The following is a 13,067-nucleotide window of genomic DNA, read 5'->3' as shown; positions in this document are numbered from 1 at the left end:
AGAGAGGATTTGCCGTTGTCCGAATTGGTGTCCGTGGCGTTATTTCTGGCCGCTATTGCAATCTATTCCTGTAAAGCCGGGCGTAACAAATTCTGGTTTGTGCTTGTTCTGATTCTGCTGGTGCTTTTCGTGGTGCTGAATGCCACGCTGTATGCCAGCAACTATTTCACCGGTGACGGCATTAACGATGCGGTGCTCTATACCCTTACCAACAGTCTGACCGGTGCGGGCGTCAGTAAATATGTGGTGCCGGCGATTGGCCTGATCATCGTGCTTTTCCTGCTATTCTGCCTGCTGTCGTGGATCCTGCGGCGGCGCAGGCGTCCGCATCATTTAGGCTGGTCGCTGCTGGCAGCGGCCTGCGCGCTGGGTTCAGTTCAGACGACGCCAGCCTTTCGTCAGGTCGCGACACTGGTGGTGTCGCACACTCAGCTGGCCGATTCTGACTTCGATAACTTCTATAAAGTGCCGCGCAATCACATTGAAAATCCGCATCTCAATGTGGTTTACATCTACGGTGAGAGCCTGGAGCGCACCTATTTCGACGCCACCGCTTTCCCGGGTTTAGCGCCGGAACTGAGCCGTCAGAAAGAGCAGAGCATCGACTTCAGCCAGACCGAACAGCTGCCGGGCACCGATTACACGATTGCGGGCATGGTCGCCTCGCAGTGCGGTATCCCGCTCTTTGCGCCGTTTGACGGCAACGCGTCGGCCTCGCTGTCCAGCTTCTACCCGCAAAATGTCTGCCTGGGCGACATCCTGAAAAAGTCAGGTTACGAAAACTGGTTTATTCAGGGGGCCGATCTGCGCTTTGCCGGTAAGGATGTTTTCCTGAAATCTCACGGCTTTGATCCCAAAAACCTCTATGGTTCGCAGGAGCTGAAAAGTCGCGTCGCCGATCCGACCTACCGCAATAACTGGGGCTATTACGACGATACGGTTCTGGACGAAGTCTTTGAGAAGTATCAGGAACTTTCTCAGGCGGGCAAACCTTTCGCCCTGTTTACGCTGACCGTCGATACCCACCATCCCGATGGATTTATCTCGCGCAGTTGTGAGCGCAGGAGCTACAGCATGGAGGGCAAACCCAATCAGTCCTTTAGTGCCGTCACCTGCTCACAGGAACATGTGGCGCGTCTGATTTCGCGCATCAAAGCGTCGCCGTGGTTCCGCAATACCGTGATTGTGGTGAGCTCGGACCATCTGGCCATGAACAATACGGCGCATCCCTGGCTGATTAAGCAGCCGCGCCGCAACCTGTTTATGGTGATCCGGGGTGACAAGCCGCAGGCGGAACTGATGGAGGCAAAGCGCAGCACGCTGGATAACGGCGCTACGCTGCTGGATATTCTGGGCGGCGACAATGCGATTGGCCTGGGTCGCAGCAGCCTCTCTTCGCTTTCGCTCTCAACCCAGTTTGATGACATGAAGAGCAAGGTGTTGAGCTGGAAGCCCGATATTATTCAGCTGTGGAACTTCCCGAAGAAGATGGACACCTTCACGATAGATAAGGCGAAGAATGTCTTCAGCTTTTCCGGGACCACCTTTAAATTGCCGATCCTGTTCCGCATCAGTGATAAACACGTTGAGCCGATGCCAGAGGGCGAATACTCCGCCCCACTGCGCTATCAGCTCGCCGATTTTGCTCTCGATGATAAATTCGTCTGGGTGGATCGCTGCTTTAAGATGGCGCGCCTCTGGCAGCCTTCGCTGGCGCTCTCCAGCGATCTCTGTATAGCGATGGGGCAGACCGGCGGTACGCCATCGGTGACGCTCGTCGATAAACCGCAGTGGAAAGGAAAAGTGCAGTTCCCTGAAGGACCCGTCACCGAAGCGCGCTACCAGCAGAATCTGGCGCAGATCAGGGTGGAAGATAACAATATTCGTTACAGCGCCGACAGCTTCAGGCTCAACGTGCCGGGCGCACCGGAGAGTGTGAAAAGCTTCAGCGGCATCTCCCGGCCTGAGAGCTGGGGTCGCTGGTCCAATGCCAATCTCGCGCCAGAGGTACGGATCGACTATGTCGATGCGCTGCCAGCGAAGTTCGATCTGGTGATCACCGCACGCGCCTGGGGCGCTAACGCGCATCGGGCGATTCCGGTTCGGGTCGGCGATCAGGAGCAGCTGCTGTCGCTGGGCGAAGAGATATCCACCCATACCCTGCATTTTGACAATCCCGGTGCCAGTCATCGCCTGGTGATTGCTCCGCCGGAACCGCAACTGAGTAATACCGGTAATATCACGGGTCAGGATCCCCGCAAACTCGGCATTGGTATGGTCGAAATTAAAATCGTACCCCAGCCTTAACCCCTTTTTCCGCTTCACGCCTCTGCGAAAGATCGCAGAGGCGTCATCCTTTTCCTGCCGCAAAATATTGCGAAGCGCGCCGCACGACAATGCACGTTACCTGTTGTACTAATTGATATTTTTCTGCAATTTGCGCAAAATACAACCATCCTATAGGGCGATATGCTGTTTGCCTGTCATGATGCCGCTATCGCCAGCATTCACAGGGAGGTGTCGTAATGACAGGTACAGTAATCCGTACTCACAAAGCGTTTAAAACGCTACAACAGGCCGGGATTGCCGATCAGCAGGCGGAGGCGATGGTTAAGGTGTTTACCCATATGCAACAGAGTCAGCCTGGCGAACAGATCAGCAGACAACTCGATAAGATTCGGGCCAAAGTCGATCAGACCGATAACCGGTTCGACAGGCTAACGGTAAAAGTTGATCAGACTGATAACCGGGTCGGCCAGCTTACGACTAAAGTCGGTCAGATAGATACTCACCTCGGCAAACTGACAGCTAAGGTCGACCGGATGGATAATCACCTCGGCCACCTCACAGCTAAAGTTGACCGGATGGATAATCACCTTGGCAAACTCACAGCAAAAGTTGACCGGATGGATAATCACCTTGGCAAACTCACAGCAAAAGTTGACCGGATGGATAATCACCTTGGCCAGCTTACGACCAAAGTACTGCATATGGACGAGCGGCTGGGCCATGTTGAAAGAAAAACCGATAAGCTGGCCATCCGGTTTAATCATCTGGAAATCCGAATGGACAAGCTGGAAGTGCTACTCAGTGATATGAATGTCCGCTTAACGTCGGCGGTGGACAACCTGAGAAATGACGTGGTCGGCCTCAGCACCGATATGCGCTGGATCAAGCGGTTATCTGTTCTGATGACCACCACCCTGCTGGCGGCGGTCCTGAAAGATATCCTGCTGTGATCGGCCTGCGACCGATCAGGCCCGATTGCGCAACGTCTCCAGCTTTTCGCGCTGCTGACCCTCTGCCGTGAAGTTATCATCCGCCAGCCAGCACTGCAGACCGGTTTTCACCTGCGGCCATTCACTGTCGATAATGGAGAACCAGCTGGTGTCACGCGAGCGCCCTTTATAGACAATGGCCTGACGAAAATCGCCTTCATAGCGAAAACCGAGGCGTGTTGCCGCTTTGCGGGAGGGGGCATTGCAGCTGTCACATTTCCACTCATATCGACGGTAGCCCAGCGTTTCAAATGCGTAACGCATCAGCAGAAAATGGGCCTCCGTTGCCATCCGGGTCTGCTTCAGCCTGGGTGAGAAGGCGACATGGCCGACCTCCATCACCCCATGTTCAGGCTGAATACGCATTAATGACAGCGTGCCTGTCGCCTGCTCCGTTGCCAGATCGATGACGGCGAAATGCAGCGGATCGCGGCTGGTTTCGAGCTGACCGGCATAATCCAGCCACGCCTGTCGATCGTTGAACGGCCCCATAAACATATACGTCCAGTCACGGCCATCTTCTGCCAGGGACCAGCACGCGAACAGTGCGTCGCTATGCCGTGCCAGACTGAACGGCTCCAGCCTGCACGTATCGCCGGTGAAAACCTGATGCTCCGGTACAGGACGGGGTTGCCAGTCGGGTAAAGGCGCTCCGACCGGTTGTCCATATTGATTGATCTGCTGTGACATATCGCCTCCCGGCTGTGGATGATGTCAGCAGGTTGCCACTATCCTGGCAGGTTAAAAAGTACCACAATCAGGAGAAATGATAGATCCACGCGAGCAGACCATGATGTCAGAGATCACCGCCCTGCTGATGGCCCCCTTAATGACCACTGCCGGAATGACGCTGCAGCAGCAGCTTTATCAGCGAATAAAAGAGGCTATTTTGCAGGGGCAGCTTGCTGCCGGATCGCGGTTGCCTGCCACCCGGCAGCTGGCCCTGGATCTGGGGGTGTCGCGCAATACCGTGCTCAACGTCTGGGCTCAGTTGCAGGCAGAGGGCTATCTCACCAGCGACAGACAGGGCAGCCGCGTCACTCCACTGGCTCTGCCTATCAGGCAGGCGGAGGAGACGATGCCCGACAGCTGGCCCCTGGCAAACCGGATTGACGCCTTTCAACACAGCCCGTGGATCGACACTGGCGCGCTGCCGCTGCGTCCCGGCATCCCGGCCCTTAACCACTTTCCGATGGCGGCCTGGCGAGGGGCGATGAGTCAGGTCATGAGCCAGACGTCCCCGCAGCGGCTCGGTTATGGCGATCCGCTCGGTGAGCCCGAACTGCGGGCCGTGCTGGCGCAGCAGCTGCGCATCACACGCGGTGTGCGCTGTGATGCCGCACAGATTGTCATTACCGAAGGAACGCAGCAGGCGCTGATGCTGTGTGTCGCCCTGCTGACCAATCCGGGCGACTATGGCTGGCTCGAAGAGCCGGGCTATCGCGGTGCCAGAGCGGCGTTCCGGACGGGTGAACTGAACGTGGTGCCAATCCCGACCGATCATCAGGGAATGGCTCCCCGGTCAGCAGACTGGGCAGTGACGACACCGCGTCTTATCTACACCACGCCCACGCATCAGTATCCTACCGGCGCAGTCATGAGCGCCGCCCGGCGTCTGGCGCTGATTGCGGCTGCGCGCCAGCAGCAGGCCTGGATTATTGAAGATGATTACGATGGCGACTTCCATTATCACGGCGAACCCATCACGGCGATGCAGGGCATGAGCGTGAATGCGCCGGTTATCTATCTTGGATCCTTCAGTAAAACACTGTTTCCTGCGCTGCGAATTGGTTTCATGGTGCTGCCCGCGTCACTGGTCAGCCGTCTGCGTCCGGCACTCGATCAGCTGCTGCGGGGCGGTAATCGTCTGGAGCAGCTGGCGCTGACACGCTTTATTCTCAATGGGGATTATCGCCGTCATCTCGGCAAAATGCGTCGTCTCTACCGGCAACGTCAGACCTGGCTGCGCAGCGAACTGCAGCGCGCGGCGGGTCGGGCCGTGCCGTTGCTGGGCGGTGAAAGCGGTATGCATCTGGTGCTGCCGCTCGATTCGCAGCGGGATGACAGGGCCATCGCCCGAAGACTGCATCAGGCGGGTTTTGCGCCTGCGGCGCTCTCTGCCTTCTGTCTGACTGAACCGGCGCAGTCCGGGCTGGTGATGGGCTATGGCAACAGCAGCGACACGCAAATCACAGCGGCCACGCGCCTGCTGAGCCGGTTACTGGACTGGCCGGATTAACCCCCACGGCGTGAATTGAGAGGGATCACACAGCCCGGCTGACGCCGCCGCATAACCGAAGCCGGGGGTGCCAGGCGTTTCCGCAAAAAAAAAGCCGGTCATCACGACCGGCTTTTTCACTCAGCCACGGAAGAAGATATCACCTGATTTACCCATGACGATCTTGCCGGTGTCATTGGTAATCAGAATGTAGTTGGCGTTGATATAGGCCCAGTGGGTATTTTCCTGTGGCGCAGGCAGGTTACGCTTCTGCCACTCGCCGATAGTGTAGGTTTTGCCGATGTACTTCTCTGGCACGGTATCCCCGATTTTATACTCTTTGTAATCGATGATGATGGTGCTCAGTTCGTAATTCGGACGCGCGCCGTTGGACGGAGCGGGTGTGGTTGGCGTGATGCCATCATTGGATTGTGAGCTGGCCGGTGCCTGGCCCTGCGGCGCAGGGGTATCCGGCTGAGCAGCACCCGCAGCCGGTGCAGCAGGCTGTGTGCCAGGATTCGCGGGCTGAACCTGTGGCGGTGGCGGAACGTTATCCGTTGCTTCGCCAGCGGCCTGAACAGCGGGGATCAGGCTCAGCGAGCCAACCAGTAATCCCATTGATAAAAGTACACGTTGAGTCCTGCGCATAATGATTTCCACGTTAAATTTTGACAGTCAGGCTAAAGACAATTTTTATCGCACTTCAGTTCCGGCGCGCTGACGCGCTTTGCAGGGAAAACAGCGCGATTCATTTCACTGCACACAGGCCAGCTGACCGGTTACTGTAAAACCACTTTATCCTGAGTTGCCAGATCGACCAACAGCGCAATGCCTAAATAGTTGCTCCAGTTAAAGCCGTTCTGCAGCACCACAATCGCATTACCGTTTCGTTTATCGTAGCCGATAAAACTGGCGTAACCGCCGATGTAGCCTACCTGATAGGTGATCTGCTGCCCGTCGACCCTGTCCGTCACCCAGGCAATGTTCTGCGCCTGTGAACCCTGCTGATACCACGCCCGCCCGGCCGCGGCAAAGGCACGATCCCGCGTCCTGTCCCCGGTCGCACGCAGATGCGCGCGCAGATAGGCGCTTAAATCGCGTACATTACTGTAGAGGCTGGCCGCGGCCACCATATTGCCGTGAAAATGCCAGTCGGGCGTCAGTCCGCCGCGACGGATGAATTTCGGCTGATCGCCGGCATGCCCCAGCGCGCGCAGCGGATAACCCGGCAGCGTTTCCGGCATAAAACTGCTCTGATTCATCTTCAGCGGCGCGAAGATCAGTGCTGACGCCTGCGTCTGGATGTCCTGATGAAAACGGGTGCGCAGGATATAACCGAGCAGCGCATAGCCGAGGTTAGAGTAGTGCGGTACGCGTACGGACGGCGCGGTGAAATCTGCCAGATAACTCAGCAGTGTGTCGCTGTCGAGATTGCCATAGAAGTTCTCGCCCGTGCCCAGATAACCGATGAACTGCGCCAGCATCGGCAGATCCATATCCTGACGCGGCAGGCCGGAAGTATGCGTCACCAGTTGCAGCAAGGTGATGCGCCGCGCGTCCGCGCTGAGCGTGACCTTTTCAGGCAACAGATCGGCCAGGGTATCGCTCCAGCGCAGCCGGCCCTGCTCCACCAGCTGGATAATCACCTCTGCCGTTACGCCTTTACTCAGTGATCCCAGCGCAAACAGGGTATCCGGCGTGATCGGATGGCGATGCACGCGGTCGGTAACGCCAAAGGGATAAAAGCGCGTCGGACCATTATGATGGATGACCGCAATGCTGATGCCAGGAACCTGCTTCTGCTGCATGTAGTGCTGCACGATATCTTCGACATTTTCGTCAAAGGTGGCATGCGTAAGATAAACACGATCGCTTACCGGCGCGGAGGTCTGCGACAGGGTGCCGCAGCCTGCCAGCAGGAAGAGGATAACGGGCATGAAAAGCCTGATCGCTCTGCTGGCCCGCTGGCGGGGAGAGGCAGCCCCCGCGAGTAATCCGGCATCCGCCTGGCAGAGAGTAAATCCATTATTCATTTTTTAATCATTAACTTAACGCTTTAAAGCATGTCACGGGCGGGCGGTAGCGCAAAAATGTATCACAAAGTGCAGTGGGCTATCGCCTGCTTAACGACCGGAAACAGGGGCTAAACGCGGTTTAACCGCCAGAGACACCGCAACGGGGTTAGCTGTCTTGTGGCCCGCAAGGGTGTACACTGCTGCGGTTTTAAGGCTTAACGCCACGCTGAAATCTGATACGCCCGGGAGGCAACCGCATGAAAGAAGGCCCACTGTCCGAAAAAGAGCTGCAATGGCTGGAAGATATGCTGGAAAAATATGGCAGCGAAGCGTCAATTATGGATGTCTCCGAGCTGGATGGCCTGCTGACTGCCGTCCTCTCTGGCCCCGTGACCATCGAACCCAGCCAGTGGCTGGTCGCGCTCTGGGGTGGCGAGAAACATATTCCTAAATGGAGCAATGAGCGTGAAATGACCCGCTTTATGTCGCTCTGCTTCCAGCATATGAATGACGTGGCTGACCGCTTGTCGGAATTCCCGGAGCAGTTCGAACCGCTGTTTGGCATCCGCGAGATGGAGGGGCTGGAGTTTACTGTGGTTGAAGAGTGGTGCTTTGGCTACATGCGCGGTGTCTCGCTGAGCGACTGGTCTGGTCTGCCGCCAGAGCTGCAGCCTGCGCTGGACGCCATCGCCCTGCACGGCACGGAAGAGAACCTGGAGAAGATCGACGCCCTGACACCGGAAGAGATGGAAGCCAGCATCGAGGCGATCCGTCCGGCGGCCCTGGCGCTGCACGACCACTGGATCTCTCAGCCTGAAGCCATTCCTGTTCCGCAGAAGCCCGTGTCGGCAGAGAAAATGCCGGGCCGCAACGATCCCTGCCCGTGCGGCAGCGGTAAAAAATATAAGCAGTGCTGCCTGCACTGATTAAACGTTCTGAGCTGCCGGGCGGATGAGGGCCTGGCAGTTACGTTTTATCCGAATGCGTTAATTATTCAGCACGTTAGTCAGTTCAGTTTCCCGGGTCAGGGGATTGAAACAGAGACAGAACAGAGCCCCATCCAGCTGATCATATCTCCTTCTCACCCGGACTGCGTTTTTGCTTCGCGTATCCCGGTTTTTCGAGATAAGCACGCAGCGATACGGTCTCTGCCGCCCCCTTAAATACGATGCTATTTGAACGGAAATAACCGTCTCCCGGATGGGCTTCAAAATAGTAGCGCGCCGTGATACACGGGGCGTTTTCAATATCCGTATCTGTCAGTGTGTGGTATTTAAAAAAATCGCGTTGCGTGTAAACGGTCACGTTATTTGAGCCCGACGCGACAAACCCGATAAATAAACCACTACAGATCAGCACGGTGGCAGCCATAGCGGCAGATCACTTAATCAGGTTCTTCATTGCTTCTTCCCCATAAATGAGAGTGATGTCCCATCATTGGTAACGACTTTAATATCCCGCGATAAAGAAAGCCTTCTCTGTTGCGCTGGGGCTGGGTGGGCAAGCGCCTGACGCACCCATCGTTAATCCGATACCGGCGGCGAGCGAAATGCTCACCGCGAAGATGGTTCTGTTCAGTGAGGAAAGCGGCGCTGTGCCGGTAAGCCGACCCCGGATAAGACCCGGCCGCGCGGTAGAGAGACACTGAAGATTCAGTCTCTCTTATGGCTGCAATCCGGGCGTTTAGCGAGGCTCCCTGTTCAGCCACGGACGGTAATAGATATGTTCAGCCTGAAAGTCGACCGCGCCCTTGTTCCCGGTCAGGCGCAGAGCAAGGGTGAAAGCAAAATCGAAGGCGACACCCAGACCCCGGCCGCTGAGCAGATTGCCATCTTCCACCACATCCTCCATCAGATACTCGCCATCTTTCACCGCCAGCCCCAGCTCACCCGAGCAGGTATAGCGACGGCCTTTCAGCAGGTTATTTCCCCCCAGCACCCGGGCGGCGGCAGAGCAGATGGGCGCAATCAGCATCCCGGCTTCATCATGTCGCTGGATTAAGGCGGTGACCGCCGGGCTGGCGGCAAGATTCTTAGACCCCTCCGGCCCGCCAGGCAGGATCAGCGCATCAAAGAGATGTGCGTCCTGCAGTTCTTCGATTTGCTTATCGGCTTTAACGACGACACCGTGGTAACTGACAATCTCGCGCTGAGGCTGGCAGGCAACGGTGGTGACTTCGATCCCCAGCCGACTGAGAATATCGAGAGTAATAAACGCTTCTGCTTCTTCAAATCCTGTGGCCAGCAGTAGTGCTGCATTTTCAGACATGTCGCCTCCGATACGTTTTCATAAAAATAAAACACTGTTTCATTTTTACAGCATTCTGCCAGAAGTTTCACGTTGTCGATGGATCGGTTCAGGCGAGGATGTTTATGAAGGATGTGCCCTTTCTGCGTTGGTGCTGAGCCAGTCCGCAGGGCCAGGCTGTCTGATTTCCGGGTTCATAAGGGCCTGGATGATGTCCGGGCTGTCCGGCGTGAGCTTAGACAATGCGTAACAGAGGCACATCCCGCCAGAGACGCTGGCGCGGGTCTGTGCCTGTGAAGCGGTGGGCTCTTTCGTGGCGATCCCCTGACGGACTGGCCCTGCGTTACGGCATGAGCTGATCTTTTCTGCGCTGGCGATCGTTATTGTCACTCCCGCCATCAGCCTGCTGAAAGTTCGGGGCAATGGTGCCAGGCTAATCGCCGACTGAAACCTCTGCTGGCGGCGTTGACAGGATCGCGCAGCGCTTATCCAGTAACGACTCAACGGAGGCCCGATTGCCCTTATCCAGACCGCGTCGGGTAGCCAGCAGAATAAACCCTTTTTCGCCTGAGAACGTCGCCGGGATGAGCGCTACGCCCCATTCCGCCAGCTGCGGCGGCGACAGCCGGAGATGACGTGCCACAGAGCTGACAGGATAGATCCCCATCGCCGTCGGCTGTATAACGCGACGGGCATAGTAAGTATGTTTCAGCAGGCGATCAGGCAAGGGTTGCCACTCATCCTGAATATAAGGACGCTCGGCCTGAAGCTGCCGATAAACATCCTTCCGCAGGCAGGTCAGATGAATATGCAGCTGATTCTGGCTGCGGCCATAAGCGGAATTCAGCGCCATGCCAAGTCGATCCTCCGGCACCCTGGCCCCATAGGCAGCCATCAGCGGATAACGCATAAGCCAGGCGTAACCGAAATAGTCGGGACGCCCGGGGCGCGATAGCGTGATGCTCTCAATGCCGGAGATCGCTATGGTGGGGACCAGAAGAAAATGCAGCCTGTAACGAGGATTCTGGATGACGCTGAAGCCCTGGTTACTGTCCTGCGGCTGATAGACCTGCTGGCAGGGAGCAGGATCGCGCCGGTAGTGATGGTTAGTCATGCAGAGGTCATGCGTGACCGTCCACAGCGCGTCAGAGCGGGCGCATCCCACCAGCAGCAGCGCGATGAAAAGCGGCAGCGAGCGGCATCGCCATAACCATTTCCCGTTAAGTGGATTGCATCCGATCAGGCGACTCAATGCAGGTACAACCTCATCAGCAAGAATTCATATTGGGGGGAGCGCTTATTGTAATGGCAAATCAGCCTTGAGAAAGAGGTGCACTAACCTTTTGCTTTAAAAGGTTGAGGAATTCGGCAGGCGTCGTTTCCCATAATTCTGTAGAAAATTCCGCGCCATAGCGGCTTCTGAAGTCCTCCTCCAGGTTGTCACACTCCCTCATAAATTGCTCAATATCACCCATCAAGCCATGTCGTGAAGCAGCAGTGGAGTCTGCAATCCATGCGTTGATTTGGGCATCTACACTTTCACCACTACCGAACAGGTCATAGTCTTGTCCGAAATAGATGGCAATAAGGCTATCAAGTCCGGCTATGTTAATGTTTTTCATAGTTATACCATCGGATAAGCAGTCAGGATGAAAAAGGGCTTACCGTTCCAATACTCGAATTTGAGTATTATACGGACCTTATAGCAGGCTTTCACTTCCATTATTCCTCTGGAAACTGAAATACCTGTCTGGCGGGCAAAGCTACCATCTAACACTGTTTTAGCTTTGAGACCTTCGGGAACATTCTTCACCCACAGTGTGATGCTATTCTTATTGTCTCTTAAAATCTTAGAGATAAGTATTTCAGCATCCCGGGTACTTTTAAAGCTGCTCGATGACTTCAATCTTGGGGATTTTTCAAGCCGTTCAAATAACTCTTCCGCAGTTTTGCCTGCGTGTCTTTCAATAGCATGTCCAGCCGCATTAGTACCAGGAAGAGATTCATGTTCAGCAAGCTTGATGCGACCACTGCGTATCGCAATAACACGCTGGGCGCCTGTAGCAAAAGAAAATGCCAGTGGAACTGCCAGATCGACTGTGAATCCCACTTTCATTGCCGTATTTTTATCAGCCCCCAGCGCCTGTGCCAGTGAGACAGCAGAATTGCAGGTATCGGTCTCAGTACCTTTGCCTGTCCAGATCTGCCGCAGAGATGCCTGCACAGTATCCAGTCCATGCGTGCCAACGACAACACATCCCGCTTTAGTCAGCATCGTGGGTTCAGGTACTACGCACATGGCACCGGGCACCAAATAGCTCAACGATACCACCCGCAAGGCCTAAACCGCCATACAAGCGATTACTCAGAGTTTCGCCTTCGCTAACGCTTTTATCTGATAGTAAAGCCGCAAGCTGCACCGGGGAAAGAATAACTCTCACTCCGTCTTCATTATCCATAGCTCAAATCCTCCTTGAGGTATCAATAGTCCTGCGCAATATTGTAGCTATAATCATCAGCCACTTTAAAGAAGACTGGCCCTAAAGTGTGATTTAAAATCAAAGCAGTATTATGTCGTAGATTTGCGTGCCACAGGTTGTCGCATTTGAGTGTATTACTATTGTTGACGATTTCATCAGGGAGGTCAGCCGATGTAAGCTGCTTTTGCAATTCCCTCCTCTAAGATTTTCATATTATTTTTGATAATACTGGTCAAACAGCCTTTTATTTTTTTAAAAGGCAATTTAAGCATCAGTTTCTTCTATTCAAAAGTTGAAAGCGAAGTAAAGCTATTAAATGATACGAAGGACTAATGAACTGATGGAGGTAGTGGCTTCCTGATAGTTAATCGCTCCCGATGCAATATCGGGAGCGGTTTCACATTCAGGCTACTTTCTGTTTAGAGGTAATGACCTTAATAAACTCCTGCACCTGCTTTTGTTTCCGCGCCGACAGTTTGCACACCTGGCGCAGCGACTGCATCAGTTCGCTCTCCTGCCGGGCGGTGAGCACAATACAGCCTTGCATTACCTTTACATCTACTACTGTGCCCGTGGCAAAACCGGCAGCTTCCAGCCATTGTCCTTTCATGGTAATTGCAGGGATCCGGCTGTAATCCGGATAGCGACTCGCGTAGCCAACAGTCAATTGACGGTTATTTGCCGGAGAGACTTCTGGTTCAGACGGTTGTGCAATAGAATGAGCGTCAGTCATGATTACTATTCCTTTTCAATAGTGATTGTGATTAGCGGCGCGGAGGTGGTGCCGTACACCCCATCCTAACGCAACCCCCCTTCCAAATCCCCCGAA

General features: G+C 55.1%; 12 protein-coding genes and 1 pseudogene. 4 read left to right on the top strand and 9 right to left on the bottom strand.

Annotation, left to right across the window (positions count from 1 at the left end; translation table 11 throughout):
• Positions 1-15 precede the first annotated feature (15 nt).
• Entirely contained in the window at positions 16-2,307 is a 2,292-nt protein-coding gene (opgB, locus tag ACNY69_RS15955) for a phosphatidylglycerol--membrane-oligosaccharide glycerophosphotransferase (protein WP_367396054.1), read from the top strand.
• Between the two features lie 218 nt (positions 2,308-2,525).
• A complete protein-coding gene (locus ACNY69_RS15950; protein WP_418799156.1) occupies positions 2,526-3,239 on the top strand; it encodes a hypothetical protein in 714 nt (237 codons plus the stop codon).
• A gap of 15 nt (positions 3,240-3,254) precedes the next feature.
• Here the strand turns inward: ACNY69_RS15950 and ACNY69_RS15945 are convergent, their stop codons facing one another.
• A complete protein-coding gene (locus ACNY69_RS15945) occupies positions 3,255-3,968 on the bottom strand; it encodes a GNAT family N-acetyltransferase (protein WP_418799154.1) in 714 nt (237 codons plus the stop codon).
• 100 nt (positions 3,969-4,068) lie between these two features.
• On the opposite strand from ACNY69_RS15945, the gene pdxR reads away from it, so the two are divergent.
• Positions 4,069-5,517, top strand: coding sequence for a MocR-like pyridoxine biosynthesis transcription factor PdxR (gene pdxR / locus ACNY69_RS15940; RefSeq protein ID WP_418799274.1), 1,449 nt, complete (start codon positions 4,069-4,071; stop codon positions 5,515-5,517).
• Between the two features lie 120 nt (positions 5,518-5,637).
• On the opposite strand, the gene ACNY69_RS15935 is transcribed toward pdxR, so the two are convergent.
• Positions 5,638-6,144, bottom strand: a complete 507-nt coding sequence (locus tag ACNY69_RS15935; protein ID WP_418799152.1) for an RcnB family protein — start codon at positions 6,142-6,144, stop codon at positions 5,638-5,640.
• 131 nt (positions 6,145-6,275) lie between these two features.
• Complete coding sequence (locus ACNY69_RS15930; protein WP_418799150.1) at positions 6,276-7,529, bottom strand: serine hydrolase domain-containing protein; 1,254 nt, start codon at positions 7,527-7,529, stop codon at positions 6,276-6,278.
• Positions 7,530-7,768: 239 nt separating this feature from the next.
• Between ACNY69_RS15930 and ACNY69_RS15925 the strand changes: the two genes are divergently transcribed.
• Positions 7,769-8,437, top strand: coding sequence for a YecA/YgfB family protein (locus ACNY69_RS15925; protein WP_367396051.1), 669 nt, complete (start codon positions 7,769-7,771; stop codon positions 8,435-8,437).
• Between the two features lie 142 nt (positions 8,438-8,579).
• Here the strand turns inward: ACNY69_RS15925 and ACNY69_RS15920 are convergent, their stop codons facing one another.
• The 6 genes and pseudogenes from ACNY69_RS15920 to symE all read right to left on the bottom strand — a co-directional run bounded on the left by ACNY69_RS15920 (position 8,580) and on the right by symE (position 12,971).
• Positions 8,580-8,882, bottom strand: coding sequence for a hypothetical protein (locus ACNY69_RS15920; protein ID WP_418799148.1), 303 nt, complete (start codon positions 8,880-8,882; stop codon positions 8,580-8,582).
• 312 nt (positions 8,883-9,194) lie between these two features.
• Positions 9,195-9,779, bottom strand: a complete 585-nt coding sequence (locus tag ACNY69_RS15915; RefSeq protein WP_418799146.1) for a DJ-1/PfpI family protein — start codon at positions 9,777-9,779, stop codon at positions 9,195-9,197.
• Positions 9,780-10,191: 412 nt separating this feature from the next.
• The gene (locus ACNY69_RS15910) at positions 10,192-10,950 is read right to left on the bottom strand and encodes a CDP-diacylglycerol diphosphatase (RefSeq protein WP_418799272.1); all 759 of its coding nucleotides are present in this window, start codon (positions 10,948-10,950) and stop codon (positions 10,192-10,194) included.
• 121 nt (positions 10,951-11,071) lie between these two features.
• Complete coding sequence (locus ACNY69_RS15905; RefSeq protein WP_111138500.1) at positions 11,072-11,380, bottom strand: contact-dependent growth inhibition system immunity protein; 309 nt, start codon at positions 11,378-11,380, stop codon at positions 11,072-11,074.
• Between the two features lie 2 nt (positions 11,381-11,382).
• Positions 11,383-12,217 (bottom strand): annotated as a pseudogene (locus tag ACNY69_RS15900) (RNase A-like domain-containing protein).
• Between the two features lie 424 nt (positions 12,218-12,641).
• Complete coding sequence (gene symE, locus ACNY69_RS15895) at positions 12,642-12,971, bottom strand: endoribonuclease SymE (protein ID WP_418799144.1); 330 nt, start codon at positions 12,969-12,971, stop codon at positions 12,642-12,644.
• Positions 12,972-13,067: the final 96 nt, after the last annotated feature.

The organism is Pantoea graminicola (genome assembly GCF_048452665.1).
Lineage (GTDB): Bacteria > Pseudomonadota > Gammaproteobacteria > Enterobacterales > Enterobacteriaceae > Pantoea.
The sequence above is the reverse complement of the archived record's forward strand: the minus strand, read 5'-3'. Positions and strand labels throughout refer to the sequence as shown.